Origin of the sequence: Longimicrobium sp., from assembly GCA_036377595.1 — a bacterium.
Classification (GTDB): domain Bacteria; phylum Gemmatimonadota; class Gemmatimonadetes; order Longimicrobiales; family Longimicrobiaceae; genus Longimicrobium.
On sequence record DASUYB010000027.1, the window covers coordinates 1 to 22,089 of the forward strand.

The window sequence follows — 22,089 nt, forward strand, 5'->3', positions numbered from 1 at the left end:
TCGCTGGCCGAGCTCGAAGCGACGCTGAGCAAGCGTTGCTGCGAGCTCGGCGAGCAGACCGAAATCATCCGAAGTACCACCTGCTTCCGGTGGTGGCCCACGGACGCAAATGCGTCAACTGTATAGCCGGATTTGGTATAATTGCCGGCGTTGAACTTGCGAGCACGATCGTTTCCCATCGACTGCCATGGGAACCGGCCTTGCCGCGAAGAGGCGGCGGCCCGGCTTCCCCGGCACCTCGCAAGGAGCAGAGAGATGAAGAAGCTCGAGCTGGCCCCGGAGGATCTGCGCGTAGATTCGTTCCCCGTTCAGGATGCCCCGCCGGACGAGCAGGGGACGGTGGAAGCCTACGTGACCATGCTGCCGGCCACCTGCCCGGAGTGCGCGCCGACGCGCGGCAGTATCACCTGCGGCCTCACCTGCTGAGCCACACCTGGGGAATCCGCACGGCAGAATGCGGACGGCCCCGCACCTCACGATGGAGGTGCGGGGCCAACTGGCTTCGATTCCACGCCGATCGCGCGGATTCCGGTGCCGTGTGCTACGGACAGGTAACGGTGCAGCAGGCTATGGTATTGTTGGTCGCGGCGTCGTTCGCCTCCGCCAGGACCCGCTGCTCGGCCTGCGTGAGAAACGTGTTCACATGGAGCGTGTCGAGGTCCAGCGTGAGCTTCTTCATGCTTTCCTCTGATGTCGAAGTGGATTTTCCCGCCGCGAGGTTGCGGCGAGCGACCGGAGGGAAGGATAGCTCGCAAGCGCACAAATGTCAACATATCGTCGCATAACGTGCTATCATAGATCCATCCAAGCCTATGCGTTTTGGAGATGGCCGCGAAACGTACGAGAGAAGGATGAAACCGGCCCCGCACCTCACTTGGAGATGCGGGGCCGGTCGTCTTCGCTGCGCCGAGCGTCAGCGGCTCACGCGGCGGTGGCGTGCTCGCTGAGGACGGTGACCTGGTTGTCGACCACCTGCAGGAACCCGCCGGACACCTTGTAGCTCTTCTGCTCGCGGCCGTGGTCGATGCGCAGCGTGCCGGTGCCCAGCAGCGCCATCAGCGGCGCGTGGCCGCGCAGGATGCCGAGCGAGCCGGTGACCGCGGGCGCCACCACCTGGTCGGCGTCGCCCTCGTAGATGGTGGCCTCGGGGGTGATCACCGACACGTGCAGCGCGCCCGCGCCTTCGGCGCCGGATGCGGGGGCGGCCATCTCAGGCCCCCGCCTCGAGCCGCCGCGCCTTCTCCTCGGCGCCCTCGATCCCGCCCACCATGTAGAACGCCTGCTCCGGCAGGTGGTCGAACTCGCCCGCCACCACCCGCTCGAACGAGGCGATGGTGTCCTCCAGCTTCACGTACTCGCCCGGCGTGCCGGTGAACTGCTCGGCCACGTGGAAGGGCTGCGACAGGAAGCGCTGGATGCGGCGCGCCCGGCCCACGATCACCTTGTCCTCCTCGGTCAGCTCGTCCATGCCGAGGATGGCGATGATGTCCTGCAGCTCCTTGTAGCGCTGCAGGATGCGCTGCACCGAGGTGGCCACGTTGTAGTGCCGCTGCCCGATGTACTGCGGGTCGAGGATGCGGCTGGTGGAGTCGAGCGGGTCCACCGCGGGGTAGATGCCCAGCTCCGAGATGGCGCGCGAGAGCACCGTCGTCGCGTCCAGGTGCGCGAACGCCGTCGCCGGCGCCGGGTCGGTCAGGTCGTCGGCGGGGACGTAGATGGCCTGCACCGAGGTGATCGATCCCTCGCGCGTCGACGTGATGCGCTCCTGCAGCTGCCCCATCTCCGTGGCCAGCGTGGGCTGGTAGCCCACGGCCGAAGGCATGCGGCCCAGCAGCGCCGACACCTCGGACCCCGCCTGGGTGAAGCGGAAGATGTTGTCGACGAAGAAGAGCACGTCCTGCTTCTCCACGTCGCGGAAGTACTCGGCCACGGTGAGGCCGGTGAGGCCCACGCGCAGGCGCGCCCCCGGCGGCTCGTTCATCTGCCCGTAGACGAGGGCCACGGCCGACTCGGCCAGGTTCTCGTCCTTGATGAGGTTCCCCTCCTTGAACTCCAGCCAGAGGTCGGTGCCCTCGCGGGTGCGCTCGCCCACGCCGGCGAACACCGAGCGCCCGCCGTGCCCCTTGGCGATGTTGTTGATCAGCTCCATGATGACGACCGTCTTCCCCACCCCGGCGCCGCCGAACAGGCCGATCTTGCCGCCCTTCACGTACGGGGTGAGCAGGTCGAGCACCTTGATGCCGGTTTCCAGCACCTCGGTCTTGGGCTCCAGGTCCACGAAGCGCGGGGCCGGGCGGTGAATGGGCCAGCGCTCGGCGTCGGTGGGGATGTCGCCGCGCTCGTCGACGGGGTCGCCCAGCACGTTCAGGATGCGGCCCAGCGCGTTCACGCCCACGGGCACGGTGATGGAGCTGCCGGTGTCGAGCACCTCCATCCCGCGCACCACGCCATCGGTGCTGGACATGGCCACCGCGCGCACCTGGTTGCGCCCGATGTGCTGCTGCACCTCGAGCGTCACGTCCACCGCGTCGCGGCCGTCCTGGGCGGGCTGGCGGATGACCAGCGCGTTGTAGATGTCGGGAAGGGTCTCGAACTCGGCGTCGATCACCGGTCCGATCACCTGGACCACCTTGCCGGTGTTGGTGCCGGCCGGCGCGACGGTCGCGGTCTCGGGGGCAGTGGCTGCCATCTATCGTCTCCTTGGTCGTTTGGCCGTCTTGTTTATTCCAGCGCCGCGGCGCCGCCCACGATCTCGGCGATCTCCTGCGTGATGGCCGCCTGGCGGACGCGGTTGTAGGTCCGCGTGAGCGCCTCGAGCATCTCGCCGGCGTTGTCGGTCGCGTTCTTCATCGCCGTGCGCTGCGCGCCGTAGAAGCCCGCGGTGGTCTCCACCAGCGCGCGGTACACGCTGTTGCGCACGTACAGCGGCAGCACCTGCCCCAGGATCTCGTCGGCTCCGGGCTCCAGGATGTAGTCCACCGTGCGCCCCTCGTCGCCGCCCTCGGGCGTCTGCACGGGCAGCACCTGCAGCGTGGTCGGCGGGGTGGAGAGCGCCGACTTGAACTGGGCGTAGATCACGTACACCGCGTCGAGCTCGCCGGCGATGAAGCGCTCCATCAGCCCGTTCACCAGCCGCTCGGCGTCGGCCGAGCCCGGCCGGTCGCCCACGTCGCTGACGGCGGTGCCCAGCTGCTCGCCCATGAAGCGGAAGAAGGAGATCCCCTTCTTCCCCGCCACGTGCAGCTCGGCTTCCACGCCGCGGCCGCGCAGGTCGCGCAGCAGGTCGCGCGCCTGGCGGATCAGGTTGGCGTTGAAGGCGCCGGCCAGCCCGCGGTTGCCGGTCAGCAGCAGCACCGCCGCGCGCTTCGTCTCCTCCGGCTGGCGGAGGACGGGGTAGCGCTGCGCCAGCTCGGGGTTGATCAGCCGGCGCACCACGTCGGCCAGGCGCTCGGCGTACGGGCGGGCGGCGGCCACGCGGTCCTGCGCGCGCTTGAGCTTGGACGTGGCCACCATCTCCATCGTCCGGGTGATCTTGCGCGTGTTCTGGACCGAGCGGATGCGGCCCTTCAGTTCTCTGGCTTTTGCCATCGTTCGCTATCGCTCAAGTGCCCAGTGCCCAGTTCCCAGTGCCCAGTGCGCCCGGAGTCAGTTCCTGGGCACTGGGCACTGGGCACTTGGCACTTGTCAGTAGCTCTGCCGCGCGCTGGCCGCGTTCGCCTCGGGGCGGGCGGCAAGCTGCAGCTGCTCCTCGCTCATCCGGCGGTCGTGGTCGGTCTCGTGCAGGATCGGGTTGTTCGCGTAGTCCTCGGTGCCCACCGGGCTCTTCGGGTCGGCGAACAGCTCGCCGTACATCCGGATCGCGTCCTTCAGCGCCCCTTCCGTCTCGCTCGTCAGGTCGCGCGCCTCGCGGATCGACGACAGGATCTCGGGGTGCTGCGTGCGCAGGTACACGTGGAAGTCGCGCTCCCACGCCTTGATCATCGGCACGTCGACCTCGTCGAGGTAGCCGTTGGTCAGCGCGTAGATGATCGCCACCTGGTGCTCCACCGGCATCGGCGCGTACTGCGGCTGCTTCAGCACCTCGACCGAGCGGGCGCCGCGCGCCAGCTGCCGCTGCGTCACCGCGTCGAGCTCCGAGCCGAAGGCGGCGAACGCCTCGAGCTCGCGGTACTGCGCCAGCTCGCCCTTGAGCTTGCCGGCCACCTTCTTCATCGCCTTGATCTGCGCCGAGCCGCCCACGCGGCTCACGCTGATGCCCACGTTTACCGCCGGGCGCACGCCCGAGTAGAACAGGTTCGACTCCAGGAAGATCTGGCCGTCGGTGATGGAGATCACGTTGGTCGGGATGTACGCCGACACGTCGCCGGCCTGCGTCTCGATGATCGGCAGCGCGGTCAGCGAGCCGCCACCCATCTCGTCCGACAGCTTGGCCGCGCGCTCGAGGAGGCGCGAGTGCAGGTAGAACACGTCGCCCGGATACGCCTCGCGCCCGGGCGGGCGGCGCAGCACCAGCGACATCTGGCGGTAGGCCACGGCCTGCTTCGACAGGTCGTCGTACACGCAGAGCGTCGCCTTCCCCTTCCCCTGCTCGTCCTTGGTGTACATGAAGTACTCGGCCAGCGCCGTCCCCGCGTAGGGGGCGATGTACTGCAGCGGCGCGGGGTCGGAGGCGCTGGCGGCGACCACGATGGTGTAGTCCATCGCGCCGGCCTCCTGCAGGCGGCTGACGACGCCCGCGATGGTCGAGTTCTTCTGGCCGATGGCGACGTACACGCAGACGACGCCCTGGCCCTTCTGGTTGATGATGGTGTCGATGGCGATGGCGGTCTTGCCGGTGCCGCGGTCGCCGATGATCAGCTCGCGCTGGCCGCGGCCGATGGGAATCAGGGCGTCGATGGCCTTGATCCCCGTCTGCATGGGCTCCTTCACCGGCTGCCGCAGCACGATGCCGGGCGCCACGATGTCCACCTGGCGGCGTCCGCCGCTGGGGGTGATGGCGCCCTTGCCGTCGACCGGCTCGCCCAGCGGGTTCACCACGCGCCCCAGGAACTCGGGGCCCACGGGGATGTCGAGCACGCGGCCGGTGCGGCGCACCTGGTCGCCCTCCTGGATCACCGTCCAGTCGCCCAGCACCACCGCGCCGATGTTGTCCTCTTCCAGGTTCAGCGCCAGCGCGGTGACCACCGCCCCGCCGTCGCTGGGAGTGATCTCCAGCATCTCGCTGGCCATCGTCCCGAGCAGGCCGTAGATGCGGGCGATGCCGTCCTTCACCTCCAGCACCTCGCCGATCTGCTCGGCGCCCAGGGCCTCGTCGTACCGCTCGATCTCGCCGAGCAGCACGTTCTTGATCTCGCTCGCGCGAAGCTGGGTGTCCGCCGCCATTCTTCTATTCCTTTTCCGGTCCGGCTCGCTCGCCGGAGTGGCCGCTGAAGTCCTGAGTCCTGAGTCCTGAGTCCTAAGTCCTAAGTCCTAAGTTGTTATCCTCAGCCCACTTGGGACTTAGGACTTGGGACTCAGGACTTCTTTTCCGTCCTACGCCGCTTCCCGCGGGAGCGCCACCGACATCAGGCGCCGCTTGAGCTGCGCGGCGCGGGTGCGGACGCTGCCGTCGAGGATGTCGTCGCCCACGCGCACCACGATGCCGCCGAGGATCTCGGGGTTCACCGTGAAGGTGGGGATCACCGTCTTCCCCAGGCGCGCGGTGAGCGTGCGGGTGATCTCCTCCCGCAGCGCGTCGTCGGGCGCGTGGCTCACCGTCACCTGCACGCGCACCCGGCCGGCCAGCTCGTCCGTGAGATCGCGGTACTTGGCCGCGATGTCGGGGAGGAGCGCCTGGCGCCGCTTGTCGACCACCACCATCACGAAGCGCAGGAAGAGCTCGGGCACACGCCCCTCGAGCGCGGCGCGCAGCGCCTGCTTGCGCTCGTCCGCGCCCACGCGTGGGGTGGAGAGGAACTCGCGCACGCGGCGGTCGGCCAGGGTGTCGGCCAGCAGTTCCATGGCGCGGCCGTACTCTTCCACGGTGGCCCGCCCGCCGTGGCGCCCGGCCAGCTCCAGCAGCGTCTGCGCGTAGTTGCGGGCGACGATCTCGGCGCGCACGGCTCAGACCCTCGCTGCGGCGGCGGGAGCCGGCGCGGCCACCGCGCCCAGGTACTCTTCCACCAGGCGGCGGTTGTCGGCCGTATCCAGGTTCTTGCGCACCAGGCGCTCGGCGGCGGCCATCGCCACGTCCACGGCGTCGCGGCGCACCTGCTCCAGCGTGCTGGCGCGCTCGGCGGCCAGCTCGGCCTGCGTGCGCGCGATCAGGTCGGCGCGCTCGCGCTGCGCCTGCTCCAGGATCTCGGCGCGCATGCGCTCGGCGGTGCTGCGGCTCTCGTTCAGCGCCTCCTGCACGCGGGCCCGGGTCTCGTCCACCAGGCGGCGGTGCTCGTCGGCCAGCGCGGCGGCCTCGGCGCGGTCGCGCTCGGCGCCCTCGGCCAGCTCGGCCAGGTGGCGCTCGCGGGCCTCCACGGCCTCCAGGATCTTCGGGAAGGCGAACTTGGCCAGGACCGCGAAGACGATCAGGAAGATGACGAGCGTCCAGATGCTGAGCCCCGGGTGGAGCGACAGCAGCCCGCCCTTCTCCTCCTGCGCCAGCAGGGGCGAGGCGGAGGCCGGGAGCAGCGCCACGGCGGCGTAGATCGAGCGATGCATCGGATCGATGTCGATTTTCGTTGGTTTACCTTCTCGTGCGGCCTCCGCGGGTACCGGCCCGCGGAGGCCCCCAGCCGGACCGAAGATCAGATCTTGGTCCAGATCAGCACCGCCACCACGATGGCGAACAGCGCCACGCCTTCCACGAACGCCGCAAGGATCAGCGCGGCCGTCTGGATGTTGCCGGCCAGCTCGGGCTGGCGCGCCATCCCCTCGGTGGCGCCGCGGCCGATCAGGCCGATGCCGATGCCGGCGCCGATCACGGCCACGCCGGCGCCGATGCCGGCGCCCAGCAGGCCGTTGTTGAGCGCGGTGTTGACGGTCTCCTGAAGCATCATGCTCCCAGTCTCCTGTCAGGTCCTGCATCCATGTGTCCGGGCCTCCGCTCCGCGGACCGCGTCCGCCCGGGCGCAAGCCGGCGCAAGCGCCGCACGCCCATCCCCGGGCGCCCATCTCCCGGGTACAGTACGACGGGGGTGGAGCCCTCCCCGCCGGCGGCGACGTTCATGGCCTCGCCGCGGGCCAACCAACCGATAGTGCCAAGTGCCCAGTGCCCAGTGCCCAGTGAACCGCGCCCCTACTGGGCACTTGGCACTGGGCACTGGGCACTTTCCATCAGTGCGAGTGCCTCGCCAGCCCGATGAACACGCTGGTCAGCATCGCGAAGATGTAGGCCTGCAGGAAGGCCACGAAGATCTCCAGGAACGAGATCGCCACGGCCATGATCACCGGCCCCGCCAGCACCACCCAGCTGCCGAACACGAAGATCAGGGAGATCAGCGCCAGCAGCACGATGTGCCCCGCCGTCATGTTCGCCATCAGGCGGATGCACAGCGCGAACGGGCGCGTGAACTTGCCCACCAGCTCGATGGGCATCAGCACGGTGGCCATCATGTGCCCCGATACCTTCCCCATCCCCTTGGGCACCACGTAGATCGTCCCCAGGTACTGCTTGGGCCCCGTGGCGATCAGCCCGCCGATCTCGGCCACCACGAAGGTGATGATGGCCAGCGCCGCGGTCACCGACACGCTGGCGGTGGCCGTCGAGCCCCAGGGGATGATCCCCAGCAGGTTGCAGAAGAGGATGAAGAAGAAGAGGGTGCAGACGAAGGGCGCGAACTTCTCGCCGCCGTGCCCGATGTTGGGCATCACCACCTCGTCGCGGATGAACAGCACCATCGCCTCGATGGCGTTGTGCCGCTTCCCCGCCGTCAGCCCGCGCTCGGCGCGCGACGCCAGCCGGGCGCCGCCCAGCAGGCAGACGATGGTGAGCAGCCCCGCGATCCCCATGAACATGACGTGCTTGGTCGGCGTCATGTCGATGGGCCCCAGCATGTACGTGCCCGCCGCGGGGAAGCAGAGCACCTTGCCGAAGGGGAGCTCCCACTCGCGCGAGTCCATGATGTGCTCGATGTAGTCGAGCTGCTCCTCGCCTCCCGCGGGGGCCGCGTGGCCCGCCCCGCACCCCTCGTGCTTCCCTTCCTCGCGGCCGTACCCCGCGGCCTCCACGCCGTGCTCGGCGCGGGCGCCCGCGTTGGTCTGCGCCACGACCTCCACCGGCGCCTGCGTGGCGGGGGCGGAGGCCTGCGCCGGACCCACCAGCGCGAGCAGGACTGCGGCTGTAGCGATCATCGATTCCTGTCGTTCCCTGCGCCGGGCGCCAGCAGCACCGGCTCGATCAACGTGGTTGCGAACAGCACCGTCACCATGCTCAGCAGCGCCGGCGCGGCCGGCACCTCCAGCAGCGGCACCAGGACCAGCGCCGCGATCACCACCAGCAGGAAGCGCGAGAGCATCCCCAGCCCGAAGGCCGCCAGGCGGTTGTTCGGCAGCGCGGCCACCGTCACCCCGAACACCAGCGCCTGCCAGACCGCCGCGAACGCCACGCCCAGCATCACCGCCCGCCGCTGCTCCGGCCCCACCATCGCCGAGGCGACGAGGAGCACCGCGGCCGAGATCACCGCCACCGCCGCCAGCAGGCGAAGCACCTTCCGCCCGGTCACGGCTCGTCCCGCTCGCGCGGCTGGATCACCAGCTTGCGGTAGATCCACAGCAGGCTCAGCCCGAAGCCGACGAATACTCCCAGGATCACCCCCCAGGGGCTCGTCCCCAGCCGCCCGTCGAGCCACACGCCCAGCAGCGTGAAGAGCACGATCCCCGCGGCGAAGGTCACGCCCAGCCCCGCGTACTGCGCCGCGTCGGGCGGGTTCGGCCGCTTGCCCCCGGGACCGCTGGAAATCTGCGCCATGACTGGCTTTTCTCGCTCTCCTCAGGCTTCTCGGGCCCAATATACCGGCTTGTGAAATTTTTCGCAAGCGTCTTGTGAAATTTTTCCCAAGCGCCGTTTCGCGTCGTTGCGGAGCTTGCTTGACGGGGTGCTCACGGCGTCTCTATCTTGCCGCACGGCGCCGCCCCAACTTCGCGGCGCGGCTTGTGTTTGCCGCCCCTGTCCGGCCGCCGCGCGCGGCGCGCTCCGCAGGCCCGTCCGCCGTTCATCCGCCCGATCCGATGCGCTCCGTGCTTGCCTTCGCCCTGGTCCTGCTCACGGCCTGTCCCGCGTCTCCCCGCGAGGCGCAGGCCCCCGCGCCCGACGGCGGCGGGAGCGGCGCGGGCGCGGGGCCGCTGGTCTCCTCGCTGCAGATCCAGCCCGGGGCCGACGCCGTCGTCTTCACCCTGGCCGTCACCAACGCCACGCGCGCGCCGGTGACGCTGGAGTTCACCAGCGGGCAGAGCTACGACTTCGTCGTGGGCGACGGCGGCCGCGAGGTGTGGCGCTGGAGCGCCGAGCGCATGTTCACCCAGGCGCTGCGCAGCGAGACCCTGGCGGCGGGGGAGACCCGCACCTGGCGCGAGGCCTGGCGCCCCGACCAATCGCTGCGCGGCCGCGAGCTGACGGCCACGGCGCGCCTCGTGTCGAGCAGCCATCCGCTGGCGCGCACGCAGTCGTTCCGGCTGCCATGAGAACCGCGCGCGCCGTCGCAGGAATCGTTCCCCGGTGACCATCACCCCGCCGGCCGCCGGAGCCGCGCCGCCAGCCGTTTCCGGCGATCTCCCGCTCCCCGCGCTGGACGACGTACAGGCGGCCGCCGGGCGCCTCCGCGGCGTGGTGCGCCGCACCCCGCTGCTGCGCTCCGACGCCCTCTCCGACCTCGCGGGGACCGACGTCTGGCTGAAGCTGGAGACGCTGCAGCGCACCGGCTCGTTCAAGGTGCGCGGCGCCTACAACTTCGTGGCCGCGCTCACGCCCGCGGAGCGCGCGCGGGGGCTGGCGACGGCGTCGGCGGGAAACCATGGCGCGGCCGTGGCGTTCGCGGCGCGTCTCCTCGGCGCGAAGGCGACCGTCTTCGTTCCCGACGACACGCCGGAGACCAAGCGGCGGCGGATCCTCCGCAGCGGCGCGGAGCTGCGCCTGATCCGCGGCAGCTACGACGACGCCCATCCCGCGGCCGAGGCCTTCGCGGCGGAGACGGGGGCGCGCTTCGTGAACGCGTTCAGCGACCCCTTCGTCGTCGCCGGGGCGGGAACGGTGGGGGTGGAACTCTTCGACGAGTGTCCGTCCATCCGTACGGTGCTGGCGCCCGTCGGCGGGGGCGGACTGTCGGGGGGGATCGGCCTGGTCGCACGCGCGCGTGACCGCGTGCGCATGGTGGGCGTCCAGTCGGAGGAGACTGCCGCGATGCACGCCTCGCTCGCCGCCGGCCGGCTGACGTCGGCGGCGTACGGTCCGACCATCTGCGAGGGGCTCACGGGTGACACCGACGAGCGTGCGTTCCGGCTGGCGCGGCAGGTGCTGGACGAGATCGTGCTGGTCTCCGAGGCGTCCGTCCGCCGCGCCGTCCGCTGGCTGGCGGCGGAGGAGGGGATCGTGGCCGAGGGCTCGGCCGCCGTCGCCGTCGCGGCGCTGCTGGAGGGGGCGGCCGGTGAGATCGAGGGGCCGGTGGCCGCGGTGCTGAGCGGGAGCAACATCGACCCGCAGCGCCTGGCCGCGATCCTGGCCGAGGGGTGATGGGCACGATCCTGCCGTACGCGGGCGTCTGGCCACGCATCCACCCCACGGCCTTTGTCGCCCCCACCGCGGTGGTGATCGGCAACGTGACGGTGGAGGAGGAGGCCAGCGTCTGGTTCGGCGCCGTGATCCGCGGCGACGAGCCGGAGCACGAGATCCACGTCGGCGCGCGCACCAGCATCCAGGACAACGTGGTGCTGCACGTGAGCCGGCAGGGGGCCACCATCATCGGCGCGGACGTGACCGTGGGCCACGGGGCGATCCTGGAGAGCTGCGTGGTGGGCGACGGCGCGCTGATCGGGATGAACGCCGTGGTCCTGCAGCGGGCGACGGTGGGAACGCAGGCGCTGGTGGCGGCGGGCGCGGTCGTCGGATCGGGGACGGAGGTCCCGCCGCGGACACTCGCGGCGGGAACGCCGGCGAAGGTCAAGAAGGAGCTGGAGGGCGAGTCGCTGCGCTGGGTCGCGACCAGCGCCGCCCATTACGTGGAGCTTTCGCGAAGCTACCTGGCGCAGGGGATCGGCCGCATCGACGGCCGAACTGGAGATGGAACGGATGGCTGAGCTCACCCGGAGGGACGCCCCTCACGACGTGGACGCCGACCGAGGGGCCGATCGGGGCACCCACGGCGACGGCGCCGCTCCGTCCACGTCGCGGCGTTTCGCCGGGCCGCGGCGCGACGAAGACGGCGGGATGGAGGCGCTGCTGCGCACCCTCACCTCGCTCTCCGGCCCCACGGGGCAGGAAGACGAGGTGATGGCGTGGGTGCGGCGCGAGTGGGAGCCGCTGGGCGAGGTGATGCAGACGCCGGTCGGCAACCTCTTCCTCCACCTCCCCGGCCCCGGCCCGCGCGTGCTGCTGGCCGCGCACGCCGACGAGCTGTCGCTGATCGTCCGCTCGGTGACGGCCGACGGCTTCCTGCGCGTCCTCCCCGGCGAGCGCGACCAGCACTCCTTCCCCTACTTCATCGGCACGCCGCTGAAGGTGCTGGCGGACAACGGCCCGGTCCCCGGCGTCGTCGCCACGACGACGGGGCACGCGCTGACGCCGGAGCAGAAGAACCGCACCTCGCTGGCGTGGGACGACCTGTTCGTCGACGTGGGGCTGACGGCGGAGGAGTGCGCGGAGCGGGGGATCCGCGTGGGGACGAGGATGGTGTGGGACCCGCAGATCCGGAAGCTGGGGCGCCTGCTCGTGGGCAAGGCGATGGACGACCGGCTGGGCGTGGCCGTGCTGGTGGAGCTGGCGCGCCGCATCGCCTCGGCCGAGCGGCGCTTCGACGTGACCCTGGCGCTGACGGTGCAGGAGGAGATCGGGATGCTGGGCGCCAGCTCGCTCGCGCGCGACGGGCGCTCGTTCGAGATCGGCTTCATCATCGACAACGGGCTGGCGGGCGACATCCCCACCGTCTCCGAGGCGCACGTGCCGGTGAAACTGGGACTGGGCCCCGCGCTGGTGCACCGCGACTCGTCGGTCCACTACTCGCGCCGGCTGATCGGGCAGATGCGCGAGATCGCGGCCGGGCGCGACATCCCCGTACAGGACGTGGTCCTCTACCACTACTCCTCCGACGGCGCGCACCTGGTGCGGCAGGGGATGGAGGCGCTCCTCGTCGCCCCGCCCATCCGCTACTCCCACTCCCCCTTCGAGGCCATCGACGTGCGCGACGTGGAGGCCACGGTCCGGCTCTTCGAGGCCTACCTGACGACGGGCGATTGAGGGCGATCGGAGACGGAAGAAGCGGAGAGGCGGAGACGATCCCGCTTCTCCGCTTTCTCTTTGCGTAAGATGGAGATGCGATGATGCGCGGTGACGCGGCACCCGACGTGGTGATCGTGGGCGGAGGGGTAATCGGGTGTGCCATCGCCCGCCGGGCAGCGCTCGGCGGGCTTCGCGTGGTGGTGATCGAGCGCGGCACGCCCGGCGCCGAAGCCTCGTCCGCCGCCGCGGGGATGCTGTCGCCGCTGGCCGAGGCGAGCGAACCCGGGCCCTTCCTCGACCTCCTCCTCCGCGCGCGGGAGATGTACCCCGCCTTCGCCGCCGCGCTGCGCGAGGAGACGGGCGCGGACGTCGGCTACAGCGACGCCGGCACGCTCTACCTCTCCCTGCGCGAGGAAGACGACGCAGAGCTGGAGCACCGCCACGCCTGGCAGTCCGCGGCGGGCCTCTGCGTCGCGCGCCTGACAGCGGACGAGGTGCGGCGGCTGGAGCCCGCGGTGAATCCCGGTCTCCGCTTCGCGCTGCGCTTTCCGGGCGACCACAGCGTGGACAACCGCGCCCTGGCGTCCGCGCTCCAGATCGCCGCCGAGCGCGCCGGCGCCGCGTTCCGCCTGGGCGTCGAGGCCGCCGCCGTGCTGCGCGAGGGCGACCGCGTCACCGGCGTCGCCCTCGCGAACGGTGAGCGCATCCCCGCCGGCGCGGTGGTGGTCGCCGCGGGATGCTGGGCGGGGCAGCTCGCCGGTCTCCCCTGCCCTCTCCCGGTCGAGCCCGTGCACGGCCAGCTTCTCGCCATCGAGACCGATCCCCCGCTCTTCCGCCACGTGATCGACTCGCCGCGCTGCTACCTGGTGCCGCGCGCGGACCGCGTCATCGCCGGCGCGACGGTGGAGCGCACCGGCTATCGCAAGGCCGTGACGCCGTGGGGGATGCGGCAGCTTCTCGACGGCGCCCTGGAGATCGCCCCGGCGCTGGAGCACGCGCCGATCGTCGAGACGTGGTCGGGGCTGCGCCCGGGCACGCCTGACGGCCTCCCCATCCTCGGGCGCGACCCCGACGTGCGGAACCTGCTCTACGCAACTGGCCATTTTCGCAACGGCATCCTCCTCGCCCCCCTCACCGGCGAGGTGATCGGCGCGATGCTTCTGGGGGAGCGGGAGGTCATCGACGTGTCCGGGTACGCAAAGGAGCGGTTGTACTGAATAGCGTTGCAGCGCTGGCCGTATTGGAGCGTTAGTGTACGAAGGGGTTGACGAGGTATACGGGGGCTATTAACCTTACGGGCCGTGAGGAAAATTCGGGTTCTGTTTGGTGATGTCTCTAGCCGGAGCGTGTCCAGATGATGAACGCCAAGGCTGTGGCAAAGTACTTCCTCGCCCGCGTCGACGAAGACGCCGGCGACGGCATCTCCAACCTCAAGCTCCAGAAGCTGGTCTACTACGCGCAGGGGTTCCACCTGGCGCTGCATGGCACCCCGCTCTTCCGCGAGCGCATCGAGGCGTGGGAGCATGGGCCGGTGGTGCCGGAGCTGTACCGCGAGTACAAGGCGTACGGCTCGGCCAGCATCCCCGCTCCCCACGACTTCGACCCGCACGAGTACACCCCCGAGGTGGCCCGCCTCCTCGACGAGGTCTACGACGTCTTCGGGCAGTACTCCGCCTGGAAGCTGCGGAACATGACGCACGAAGAGCGTCCCTGGATCGACGCGTACGAGAACGGCGAGCGCGGCCGGGTCATCACGCCCGCCGCCATGCGCGAGTACTTCAAGGACTACGTCACGGCGTAGGGGCGGCCGTGGCCAAGCTCCGGAATCCCCACGACCGCAACCGCGGCGAGCGCATCACGGCGCGCGACAGCGCTTCGGGGTCGACCGACGGGCTGACCCCGATCTTCTGCCTGCGCTACCTGTCGCCGCCGTTCTGCGTCACCAGCTGCCAGCAGGTGGAGCAGGCGTCGTTCGCGGTGACGCTGCGGCGGCTCTCGATGCTGACCTGGCAGGAGATCAAGAGCGCGCACCGGCACGGGCTGGGGACGGAGAAGATCGGCCGCGCGTCGATCAAGGCGCCGATCCCGAGGGAGATCACCGACGACGTGGACTTCCTGGCGGTGCGCTTCCACGGCAAGGCGCCGATGGTCGGCTTCCGCAGCAACCAGATCTTCCACGTGGTCTGGCTCGACCGCGCGTTCACGCTCTACAACCACTGACCGCCCGCGCCGGGCGCGACGAACGGCCCGCGCCCATCCGGAGCGCGGGCCGATCTCGTTCTTTGCGGAAGGGGGAATCACATAGAGGCACGAAGAACCGATCGCAGGTCCTGCGTGCCTCCGTGATCTCCGTGCCTTCCGTGTGAAATCCAGAATCGCCGATCCTCGAACGAAATTTCGGGATCCGGGATCAATGCTGCGGCGGCGCGGGGCCGCGTCCGCGCGGGTAGCCGCGGACCAGGAGCACGGGGATGCTGGACTTGTGGCGGACCTCGTTGGCCACGCTGCCGTACAGCAGGTCGGAGATGAAGCGGTGCCCGTGCGTGCTCATGGCGATCAGGTCGCACCCCTCGCGCGCGGCCATCTCCACGATCTCGCGGCTGGGGTCGCCGCCGGCCAGCACCGCGTCGACCTCGATCCCCGACTGCGCCAGGCGGGTGGCCACCGACTCCAGGTAGTGCCGGTCGCGCGCCATCTCCTCGCTCTCGCGCAGGTCCAGCTGGCGCCAAGTGCGCGCCACCCACCCGTCGGCCACGTGCACCAGCAGCACCGACGCGCCGCACACGCGCGCCAGCCGCGCCACGTGGTCCAGGATGGCCTCGTCGTACGCCGTGTTCTCCAGCGGCACCAGGATGCGGCGGTACATGGCGGTCACCCTCCCAGCCAGCCGCTGAAGGTCTGCATCAGCAGCCACGCGTTCAGCCCGGCGATCAGCACGGCCACCGTGTACGCCAGCCCCTTCACCCACCAGGCATTGGCGAACTCGCCCATCTTCCGCCTGTCGCTGGTGAACGCGACCAGCGGGAAGACGGCGAAGGAGAGCTGCAGGCTCAGGATCACCTGGCTGAGCACCAGCAGCTTGGCGGTGCCGCTCTCGCCGTAGAGGATGGCCACGATCACCGCGGGGATGATGGCGATGGCGCGGGTGATGGCGCGCCGCACCCACGGGCGCATGCGCAGGTCCAGGAATCCCTCCATCACGATCTGCCCCGCCAGCGTGCCCGTCAGCGTGGAGTTCTGCCCCGACGCGAGGAGCGCGAAGGCGAACACCGCGCTGGCGCCGGTCACCCCCAGCAGCGGCGTCAGTAGCTTGTACGCGTCCTGGATCTCCGCCACCCCGGTGTTCCCCGTGCGGTGGAAGGTGGCGGCGGCCACGATCAGGATGGCCGCGTTGATGAACAGCGCGAAGGTGAGCGCCACCGTGCTGTCGAGGAAGGCGTAGCGCACCGCCTCGCGCTTGCCGTCGGCGTTCAGCTCGTAGCGCCGCGTCTGCACGATGGAGGAGTGGAGATACAGGTTGTGCGGCATCACCGTGGCGCCCAGGATGCCCATGGCGATGTAGAGCATCTGCGGGTTGCGCACCACCTCGGCGCTCGGCACGAAACCGCGCAGCACCGCGCTGATCTCCGGCTTGGCGATCAGGATCTCGAAGAGGAAGCACCCGCCGATCAGGGCGACGAGCGAGATCACCAGCGCCTCGAGGAGCCGGAAGCCCTTCCGCTGCAGCATCAGCACCAGCAGCACGTCGAGCGCGGTGAGCACCACGCCCACGGGGAGCGGGATGCCGAAGAGCAGGTTGAGCGCGATGGCCGAGCCGATGACCTCGGCCAGGTCGCAGGCGGCGATGGCCAGCTCGCACAGCACCCACAGCGCCAGCGACACGGGGCGCGAGTAGTGGTCGCGGCACGCCTGCGCCAGGTCGCGCCCGGTGACGATCCCCAGCTTGGACGCCAGCCCCTGCAGCAGCACCGCCATCATGTTCGACAGCAGCACCACGCACAGCAGCCGGTAGCCGAAGGCCGAGCCGCCGGCCAGGTCGGTGGCCCAGTTCCCCGGGTCCATGTAGCCCACCGCGACGAGGTAGCCGGGCCCGGCGAACGCCAGGAACTTGCGCCAGCGCGACATCCCCGCGACGGGGATGGAGCGGTACACGTCGGCCAGGCTGGGCGCGACGCGCGCGTGGCGCCACCCCGGCTCGGCCTCCGTCTGTTCTGCGGCCGGCGAGCGCCGGCGTACACGTTCAGGGAACACGAGCATTCTAGTTCGAGTGTACGAAGTCGATTTTTAAATCACTTTAAAAATCGTAACGTGCGTTGTCCGGTGGCGCAAGAGGGTGCAGCGTGCGTGCCAGAGGCCGCGTCGCCCAAGCCGCCGGTGGGCCTCGAGATTCGCGACGGGCGGGTACACCCGCAGCTCCAACAACGGAAAGCCTCGCAAACTGCGCGAGGCTTCAACCGCATTCGGACGAAATGGCGGCGCGGATCGCCGGCGCTCGCGCGGCGGCCGGCCCCGCAGCCCGCGCAGCAGGCTTCCCAATGTGCAAGCCGCGGGTTACCCGCCCTTCACCGCGTGAGGCTTCACCACCGCTACTCCGGCACCTCGGCCACGGGCCCGCCGAACTCCACGCCCTTCCGCTCGCGGCCGAGCCAGACGACGATCGCCGCGAAGGAGAAGACGGTGACGGCGGTGAGCGCCATGCTGACCGCGTACGATCTCCCCGCCGCGAACGCGGACTCGAGGTAGGCGACGGAGCTGGCCAGCAGCACGCCGCACTGGTAGGCGAAGCCGGGGAGGAAGCCGCGCACGCTGTCGGGCGCCAGCTCGGTGATGTGCGCGGGGATCACGCCCCAGGCGCCCTGCACCATGAACTGCATCAGGAACGCGCCCGCCACCAGCAGCCCCAGCGACGGCGCGAACGCCCACAGCGGCACCACGCAGATCCCGCCGGCCAGCGACAGCACGATCGCGCGGCGGCGGCCGATGCGGTCGGAGAACATCCCCACCAGCAGGCCGCCCAGGATCGCCCCGAGCATGGAGATCGCCGTGAGCGCCGACCTCTTCTCCGGCGTGAATCCCCAGTCGCGCTGCAAGAAGGTGGGATACATGTCCTGCGTGCCGTGGCTGGCGAAGTTCATCCCCGCCATCATCACCGTGATGTACAGGAACAGCTTCCACTGCCCGCTGATGGCCTTCCCCAGCTCGCCCCAGGTGTCGTGGCGGGTGCGCTCCCACACCTCGCTCTCCTTCACGCGGTAGCGGACGAAGATGGCCAAGAGCGCGGGAAGCCCGCCGATGAAGAAGAGCGGGCGCCATCCCCAGCGCGGGAAGACGATCCAGTACGCGAGCGAGGCGAGGAGAAAGCCGACCGCATATCCCTCCTGCAGCAGCCCGGACAGCACGCCGCGCAGCTTTCGCGGCGCCTTCTCCATCGCCAGCGACGCGCCCACGCCCCACTCGCCGCCCATGCCGATGCCGAACAGCGCGCGGCAGACCAGGAACCAGCCGTACGACGGCGCCAGCCCGGTCAGCACCGAGAGAAGCGAGTAGAAGACCAGGTTGATCATCAGCGGACGGCGGCGGCCGTAGCGGTCGGCCAGCAGCCCGAAGATCAGCGCGCCCACCGGCCGGAACGCCAGCGTGAGGGTGATGGCGAACGCCACCGCCTTGTCGGGCCGGCCGAACTCGCGTCCGATGGCGGTCAGGCACATGACCACCAGGAAGAAGTCGAACGCGTCGAGCGTCCATCCCAGGAACCCCGCCAGCACGGCGGCGCGGTGGTCGCCGGTGGCGGGCGATGCGGCGGCGGGGCGGGCGGGCGTCTGTGCCATCGGCGGGCGCGGGAGATGGGGATCGGCGGTGGAGCGGGAGGTGGGATGGGTCGCGGAGAAGATGGGGTGTCGCGCCGTGGACGCAATGCCGAACGTCGCCGGCTCGGCATCCGTGCGGATGAGAAGCATCGAAGCCGCCGCGGCGCGGAGCCCTCTCCCCCCGGCCCCCTCCCCCAAAACCGACTGGGGGAGGGGGAGACCTAACCGCGAAGATCGATATCTCCAACTTGTTCCATCTGTTGCTGGTACCTCTCCCAGTCGGTTTTGGGAGAGGTCGAAAAAGTGACGAGTCGAGACGGCAGTATTGTCTCGACTCGTCACTTTTTCGGGTGAGGGCCGCCCACGCTACACGATCAGTTCCACGCTTTCCCCCTCCTCCTCGCCGTCGATGGTGTCGCGGCGGATGAGGCGGGCGGGGTAGACCACCTCCAGCAGCGGCGAGGTCATGAACGTCGTCGCCAGCGCCATCAGCACCATCATCGCGAACACGGCGGGGGAGATGACGCCGATGTCCAGGCCGATGTTCAGGATCACCAGTTCCATCAGCCCGCGCGTGTTCATCAGCGTGCCGATGGCGCCCGCCTCGCGCCAGCTCATCCCCGTCATCCGCGCGGCCACGGCGCCGCCGCCCAGCTTCCCGGCGACGGCGACGAGGACGATCAGCGCGCAGAATCCCCACATCTCCGCCCCCTCCACCAACCCGATGCGCGTCCGCAGCCCGGTGAACGCGAAGAAGAGCGGGAGGAGGAGCACCACCGTCACGTCCTCGAGCTTGCCGGTGAGCGCGTGGACGAAGCCTTCGCCCCTGGGCATCACCGCGCCGGCCAGGAAGGCGCCGAACAGCGCGTGGATCCCCAGCGCCTCGGTGGTCCAGGCCGAGGCCAGGGTGACGAGGAAGACGATGGCGAGCACGTCCTGCGTCACCCGCCCGTCGCGCTCGTAGCGCCGCTCCAGTCGCGCCAGCAGCGGCCGCGCGGCGAAGATCATGGCCGCGACGAAGGCGGCGGAGCCGAAGACGGTGGCCCACCACGGCATCGCGGCGTGCTGCGCGCGCACCAGCGCCACCACACCGGCCAGGATGCACCACGCCGTCACGTCGTCCACCGCCGCGCAGGCGAGCGCCACCGCGCCCACCCGCGTGCGGAGCAGGTTGCGCTCGGTGAGGATGCGCGCGAGCACGGGGAAGGCGGTGACGCTCATGGCCGCGCCCATGAACAGCGCGAAGCCGGTGAAGCCCACGCCCTGGTCCGACAGCCGCGGGTAGAGGTGGATGGCGAGGAGGGCGCCGAGGAAGAAGGGGATGGTGATGCTGGCGTGGCTGGTGACCAGCGCCGTGTAGCCGCGGCCGCGCAGAAGGCGCGGGTTCAGCTCCAGCCCCACCAGGAACATGAACACGAGCAGCCCCACCTGGCTGATCGAGTTCAGGAACCCCAGCGACTCGGCGGGAAAGAGCGCGCGCGACAGCCCCGGCGCGGCCCACCCGAGCAGCGACGGGCCGAGGAGGATCCCCGCCACCATCTCGCCCATCACCTGCGGCTGGGCGATGCGGCGGAAGAGCAGCCCCACCGCGCGCGCCGCCACGACCACGACGGCGATCTGGACGAGGAGCAGCCCGAGGTGCGGCATCAGCGGCGCCCGCCCCGCGGCGGCTCCGCGCGCACCGCCACGAACCCGCGCCCGCACCCGGCCACCCGCGGGACCTCCACCGCGAACTCCAGCCGCCGCGGCACCGCCCCGCCGCCGACGCGGGCGCGCAGGCGCACGTCGTCCGCGTCCCAGCAGGCGTCGCGGCCGGCCACGCGCGCGCCCGAGCGGGCGACGAGCGCGCCGCCGCGCAGGGCCCCGCGGTACTCGCGCCCGAACATCTCCAGCTGGACGTGCGTTCCCGACTGGGAGATGGTGAAGCGCGGCGGCTCGGCGGACGCCGTGGGGAGCTCGATCCGCCACTCGCCGGAGATGGAGGGCGGCGCCTGCAGCCCGCTACCGGCCCGCAGCACCGCGGCCAGCCCGGCGAGCGGGAGGCCGACCAACGCGGCGTAGGCGAGCAGCGGCTTCATCGCTCGGGAGACGGGGATTGTGAGGGCATGGTTCGGCTGAACGAAAAATCCGCCCCGGCAGGCGCGGGCGGATGCAGCCGCCAATCTACCGCTGGGCACGGCGGCGCGAAACATCCCCATCTCCTTGCCGTCGCGATCGAGGCGCGGCAACATCCAACGCGCTTTCCGCTCTCCATCTCCCGATCAACCGACCGGCCGGCACATGCTCCGCATCCTCACGTTCGCGCTGGCGCTTTGCCTGGCGCCGTCGCTCGCCGCCGCGCAGGCGGCGGCACCGGCGGATACGACGCATGCGGCGGCGCCGGGGCTCCCCGCGCCGAACTCGTCGCCAGCCGCGCAGGCGTCGGCCGACACCGGCGCGGTGCCCGTCCCCCGGCCGAGCGAGAAGGCGGTGCGCTACGAGCGCGGCGGCGACGTCCTGTGGTTCGTGGGGATCGCGTGGTCGCTGCTGATCCCCGCCCTCGTGCTCTTCACCGGCCTGTCGGCGCGGATCCGCGACCTGGCGCGGCGGATCGGGCGCAAGTGGTACTTCACGCTGGCGATCTACGGCGCGATCGTCACCCTGCTGTTCTGGGCGCTGGACCTGCCGCTGGCGTACTACGCGGGCTTCGTGCGCGAGCACCAGTACGGGCTCTCCAACCAGACGTTCGGCAAGTGGCTGGGCGACAGCGTGAAGGGGCTGGCGATCGGCATCGTCACCTTCGCGCTGGTGATGTGGGTGCCGTACCTGCTGCTGCGGAAGAGCCCGCGCCGGTGGTGGCTGTGGACGGCGCTGGCGGGGATTCCGCTCGTTCTCGCCACCGTGTGGCTGCAGCCGCTGGTGATCGACCCGATGTTCAACAAGTTCGGGCCGATGCGCGACAAGGCGCTGGAGCAGCGGATCCTGGCGCTGGCCGAGCGCGCGGGGATCGAGGGCGGCCGCGTGTACGAGGTGCGGAAGAGCGAGGACACGAAGGCGGTGAACGCATACGTCACCGGCTTCGGCGGCAGCAAGCGCATCGTGCTGTGGGACACCATCATCCAGAAGCTGGACGAGCGCGAGCTGCTGTTCGTGATGGGGCACGAGATGGGGCACTACGTGCTGCACCACGTGCTGATGCTGCTGGCGATGCTGATCGTGCTCCTGCTGCTGGCGCTCTGGCTCGTCCACCGCACGGCGGGATGGATCATCGCGCGCTGGCGCCACCGCATCGGCTTCGACCGGCTGGACGACATCGCGTCGTATCCGCTGCTGACGCTGGTGGTCAGCGCGGTCGTCGTCGCCATCACCCCCATCCCGCTGGCGATGAAGCGCTACGCCGAGCACGAGGCCGACCGCTTCGGGCTGGAGCTGACGCGCGACAACCACGCCATGGCCACCGCGTTCGCCAAGCTGCAGACGGAGAACCTGGCCACGCCGTACCACGGCACGCTGCACAAGCTCTTCCGCGACGACCACCCGCCCGTCGGCGAGCGGATCGAGTTCGCCAACAGCTACAAGCCGTGGGCGCAGGGCAAGCCGCTGAAGTACGGCGACCGGTTCCGATGATGGGGATCGGAGCGGGTTGGGAGATTGGGAGATTGGGAGATTGGGAGATTGGGAGATCGGGAGATCGGGAGATCGGGAGATCGGGAGATCGGGATGATTCACGATGATTGATCGTGGACAATGCGAGTGAACTCGCGGCTACGACGACACGCAGTCCGCCTTCGCGGACTTCGATCCCAGCATGGCGAAATGAGGGCGTGAATAGCCGCCGCCGGTCGAGGACCGGCGGCGGTTCGCGTCAATCCGTGGATTTCCGCTATGGCCCCCGTTCTCGAT

Annotated in this window: 25 protein-coding genes; 9 read left to right on the forward strand and 16 right to left on the reverse strand. The window is 70.4% G+C overall.

What is annotated here, in order from left to right; all coding sequences use genetic code 11:
- Positions 1–255 precede the first annotated feature (255 nt).
- A complete protein-coding gene (locus VF092_04690) occupies positions 256–426 on the forward strand; it encodes a hypothetical protein (protein HEX6746571.1) in 171 nt (56 codons plus the stop codon).
- Positions 427–541: 115 nt separating this feature from the next.
- Here the strand turns inward: VF092_04690 and VF092_04695 are convergent, their stop codons facing one another.
- From VF092_04695 to VF092_04745, 11 genes are all read right to left on the reverse strand, one after another.
- Entirely contained in the window at positions 542–679 is a 138-nt protein-coding gene (locus VF092_04695) for a hypothetical protein (protein ID HEX6746572.1), read from the reverse strand.
- 242 nt (positions 680–921) lie between these two features.
- Entirely contained in the window at positions 922–1,209 is a 288-nt protein-coding gene (gene atpC / locus VF092_04700; protein ID HEX6746573.1) for an ATP synthase F1 subunit epsilon, read from the reverse strand.
- A gap of 1 nt (position 1,210) precedes the next feature.
- Complete coding sequence (atpD, locus tag VF092_04705) at positions 1,211–2,689, reverse strand: F0F1 ATP synthase subunit beta (protein HEX6746574.1); 1,479 nt, start codon at positions 2,687–2,689, stop codon at positions 1,211–1,213.
- A 32-nt stretch (positions 2,690–2,721) separates the two neighbouring features.
- Complete coding sequence (atpG, locus tag VF092_04710; GenBank protein ID HEX6746575.1) at positions 2,722–3,588, reverse strand: ATP synthase F1 subunit gamma; 867 nt, start codon at positions 3,586–3,588, stop codon at positions 2,722–2,724.
- A 96-nt stretch (positions 3,589–3,684) separates the two neighbouring features.
- The gene (atpA, locus tag VF092_04715) at positions 3,685–5,382 is read right to left on the reverse strand and encodes a F0F1 ATP synthase subunit alpha (GenBank protein HEX6746576.1); all 1,698 of its coding nucleotides are present in this window, start codon (positions 5,380–5,382) and stop codon (positions 3,685–3,687) included.
- 150 nt (positions 5,383–5,532) lie between these two features.
- Positions 5,533–6,099: an ATP synthase F1 subunit delta gene (gene atpH / locus VF092_04720; GenBank protein ID HEX6746577.1), complete on the reverse strand. Its 567-nt coding sequence runs from the start codon at positions 6,097–6,099 to the stop codon at positions 5,533–5,535.
- A 3-nt stretch (positions 6,100–6,102) separates the two neighbouring features.
- Positions 6,103–6,693, reverse strand: coding sequence for a F0F1 ATP synthase subunit B (atpF, locus tag VF092_04725; GenBank protein ID HEX6746578.1), 591 nt, complete (start codon positions 6,691–6,693; stop codon positions 6,103–6,105).
- An 86-nt stretch (positions 6,694–6,779) separates the two neighbouring features.
- Complete coding sequence (atpE, locus tag VF092_04730) at positions 6,780–7,031, reverse strand: ATP synthase F0 subunit C (protein HEX6746579.1); 252 nt, start codon at positions 7,029–7,031, stop codon at positions 6,780–6,782.
- Between the two features lie 277 nt (positions 7,032–7,308).
- Positions 7,309–8,325: a F0F1 ATP synthase subunit A gene (gene atpB / locus VF092_04735; GenBank protein HEX6746580.1), complete on the reverse strand. Its 1,017-nt coding sequence runs from the start codon at positions 8,323–8,325 to the stop codon at positions 7,309–7,311.
- The gene (locus VF092_04740) at positions 8,322–8,696 is read right to left on the reverse strand and encodes a hypothetical protein (GenBank protein HEX6746581.1); all 375 of its coding nucleotides are present in this window, start codon (positions 8,694–8,696) and stop codon (positions 8,322–8,324) included. Before VF092_04740 ends, atpB begins: the two co-directional genes overlap by 4 nt.
- Positions 8,693–8,941, reverse strand: a complete 249-nt coding sequence (locus tag VF092_04745) for an AtpZ/AtpI family protein (protein ID HEX6746582.1) — start codon at positions 8,939–8,941, stop codon at positions 8,693–8,695. Before VF092_04745 ends, VF092_04740 begins: the two co-directional genes overlap by 4 nt.
- A gap of 260 nt (positions 8,942–9,201) precedes the next feature.
- On the opposite strand from VF092_04745, the gene VF092_04750 reads away from it, so the two are divergent.
- From VF092_04750 to VF092_04780, 7 genes are all read left to right on the forward strand, one after another.
- Positions 9,202–9,654 (forward strand): BsuPI-related putative proteinase inhibitor, encoded by a 453-nt coding sequence (locus VF092_04750; GenBank protein ID HEX6746583.1) that lies wholly within the window; start codon positions 9,202–9,204, stop codon positions 9,652–9,654.
- A 34-nt stretch (positions 9,655–9,688) separates the two neighbouring features.
- Positions 9,689–10,699 (forward strand): pyridoxal-phosphate dependent enzyme, encoded by a 1,011-nt coding sequence (locus VF092_04755; GenBank protein HEX6746584.1) that lies wholly within the window; start codon positions 9,689–9,691, stop codon positions 10,697–10,699.
- Positions 10,699–11,262, forward strand: a complete 564-nt coding sequence (locus tag VF092_04760; GenBank protein ID HEX6746585.1) for a gamma carbonic anhydrase family protein — start codon at positions 10,699–10,701, stop codon at positions 11,260–11,262. Before VF092_04755 ends, VF092_04760 begins: the two co-directional genes overlap by 1 nt.
- Positions 11,255–12,418: a M20/M25/M40 family metallo-hydrolase gene (locus VF092_04765; protein ID HEX6746586.1), complete on the forward strand. Its 1,164-nt coding sequence runs from the start codon at positions 11,255–11,257 to the stop codon at positions 12,416–12,418. The genes VF092_04760 and VF092_04765 overlap by 8 nt, the downstream gene beginning before the upstream one ends.
- 80 nt (positions 12,419–12,498) lie before the next feature.
- Positions 12,499–13,617 carry a glycine oxidase ThiO gene (gene thiO / locus VF092_04770; protein ID HEX6746587.1) on the forward strand — a complete coding sequence of 373 codons (1,119 nt, stop codon included), beginning with the start codon at positions 12,499–12,501 and terminating at the stop codon, positions 13,615–13,617.
- 140 nt (positions 13,618–13,757) lie between these two features.
- A complete protein-coding gene (locus VF092_04775) occupies positions 13,758–14,201 on the forward strand; it encodes a type II toxin-antitoxin system antitoxin SocA domain-containing protein (protein HEX6746588.1) in 444 nt (147 codons plus the stop codon).
- An 8-nt stretch (positions 14,202–14,209) separates the two neighbouring features.
- Entirely contained in the window at positions 14,210–14,620 is a 411-nt protein-coding gene (locus VF092_04780; protein HEX6746589.1) for a hypothetical protein, read from the forward strand.
- Positions 14,621–14,810: 190 nt separating this feature from the next.
- Here the strand turns inward: VF092_04780 and VF092_04785 are convergent, their stop codons facing one another.
- The 5 genes from VF092_04785 to VF092_04805 all read right to left on the reverse strand — a co-directional run bounded on the left by VF092_04785 (position 14,811) and on the right by VF092_04805 (position 20,285).
- The gene (locus VF092_04785) at positions 14,811–15,266 is read right to left on the reverse strand and encodes a universal stress protein (protein HEX6746590.1); all 456 of its coding nucleotides are present in this window, start codon (positions 15,264–15,266) and stop codon (positions 14,811–14,813) included.
- 5 nt (positions 15,267–15,271) lie between these two features.
- Positions 15,272–16,657, reverse strand: coding sequence for an Nramp family divalent metal transporter (locus tag VF092_04790; GenBank protein ID HEX6746591.1), 1,386 nt, complete (start codon positions 16,655–16,657; stop codon positions 15,272–15,274).
- Between the two features lie 329 nt (positions 16,658–16,986).
- A complete protein-coding gene (locus VF092_04795; protein HEX6746592.1) occupies positions 16,987–18,357 on the reverse strand; it encodes an MFS transporter in 1,371 nt (456 codons plus the stop codon).
- Positions 18,358–18,573: 216 nt separating this feature from the next.
- Complete coding sequence (locus VF092_04800) at positions 18,574–19,854, reverse strand: cation:proton antiporter (GenBank protein ID HEX6746593.1); 1,281 nt, start codon at positions 19,852–19,854, stop codon at positions 18,574–18,576.
- Positions 19,854–20,285, reverse strand: a complete 432-nt coding sequence (locus tag VF092_04805; protein HEX6746594.1) for a hypothetical protein — start codon at positions 20,283–20,285, stop codon at positions 19,854–19,856. Before VF092_04805 ends, VF092_04800 begins: the two co-directional genes overlap by 1 nt.
- Positions 20,286–20,487: 202 nt before the next feature.
- Between VF092_04805 and VF092_04810 the strand changes: the two genes are divergently transcribed.
- The gene (locus VF092_04810; GenBank protein HEX6746595.1) at positions 20,488–21,813 is read left to right on the forward strand and encodes a M48 family metallopeptidase; all 1,326 of its coding nucleotides are present in this window, start codon (positions 20,488–20,490) and stop codon (positions 21,811–21,813) included.
- Positions 21,814–22,089: the final 276 nt, after the last annotated feature.

Coding starts and splice junctions, on each gene's coding strand:
- atpA (HEX6746576.1), bottom strand. CDS start 5,382: ATGGCGGCGGACACCCAGCTTCGCGCGAGCGAGATCAAGAACGTGCTG.
- VF092_04800 (HEX6746593.1), bottom strand. CDS start 19,854: ATGCCGCACCTCGGGCTGCTCCTCGTCCAGATCGCCGTCGTGGTCGTG.
- atpG (HEX6746575.1), bottom strand. CDS start 3,588: ATGGCAAAAGCCAGAGAACTGAAGGGCCGCATCCGCTCGGTCCAGAAC.
- VF092_04790 (HEX6746591.1), bottom strand. CDS start 16,657: ATGCTCGTGTTCCCTGAACGTGTACGCCGGCGCTCGCCGGCCGCAGAA.
- atpB (HEX6746580.1), bottom strand. CDS start 8,325: ATGATCGCTACAGCCGCAGTCCTGCTCGCGCTGGTGGGTCCGGCGCAG.
- VF092_04690 (HEX6746571.1), top strand. CDS start 256: ATGAAGAAGCTCGAGCTGGCCCCGGAGGATCTGCGCGTAGATTCGTTC.
- atpC (HEX6746573.1), bottom strand. CDS start 1,209: ATGGCCGCCCCCGCATCCGGCGCCGAAGGCGCGGGCGCGCTGCACGTG.
- VF092_04750 (HEX6746583.1), top strand. CDS start 9,202: ATGCGCTCCGTGCTTGCCTTCGCCCTGGTCCTGCTCACGGCCTGTCCC.
- atpE (HEX6746579.1), bottom strand. CDS start 7,031: ATGATGCTTCAGGAGACCGTCAACACCGCGCTCAACAACGGCCTGCTG.
- VF092_04760 (HEX6746585.1), top strand. CDS start 10,699: ATGGGCACGATCCTGCCGTACGCGGGCGTCTGGCCACGCATCCACCCC.
- VF092_04775 (HEX6746588.1), top strand. CDS start 13,758: ATGAACGCCAAGGCTGTGGCAAAGTACTTCCTCGCCCGCGTCGACGAA.
- atpF (HEX6746578.1), bottom strand. CDS start 6,693: ATGCATCGCTCGATCTACGCCGCCGTGGCGCTGCTCCCGGCCTCCGCC.
- thiO (HEX6746587.1), top strand. CDS start 12,499: ATGATGCGCGGTGACGCGGCACCCGACGTGGTGATCGTGGGCGGAGGG.
- VF092_04765 (HEX6746586.1), top strand. CDS start 11,255: ATGGCTGAGCTCACCCGGAGGGACGCCCCTCACGACGTGGACGCCGAC.
- VF092_04805 (HEX6746594.1), bottom strand. CDS start 20,285: ATGAAGCCGCTGCTCGCCTACGCCGCGTTGGTCGGCCTCCCGCTCGCC.
- VF092_04745 (HEX6746582.1), bottom strand. CDS start 8,941: ATGGCGCAGATTTCCAGCGGTCCCGGGGGCAAGCGGCCGAACCCGCCC.
- VF092_04795 (HEX6746592.1), bottom strand. CDS start 18,357: ATGCTTCTCATCCGCACGGATGCCGAGCCGGCGACGTTCGGCATTGCG.
- VF092_04695 (HEX6746572.1), bottom strand. CDS start 679: ATGAAGAAGCTCACGCTGGACCTCGACACGCTCCATGTGAACACGTTT.
- VF092_04810 (HEX6746595.1), top strand. CDS start 20,488: ATGCTCCGCATCCTCACGTTCGCGCTGGCGCTTTGCCTGGCGCCGTCG.
- atpD (HEX6746574.1), bottom strand. CDS start 2,689: ATGGCAGCCACTGCCCCCGAGACCGCGACCGTCGCGCCGGCCGGCACC.
- VF092_04785 (HEX6746590.1), bottom strand. CDS start 15,266: ATGTACCGCCGCATCCTGGTGCCGCTGGAGAACACGGCGTACGACGAG.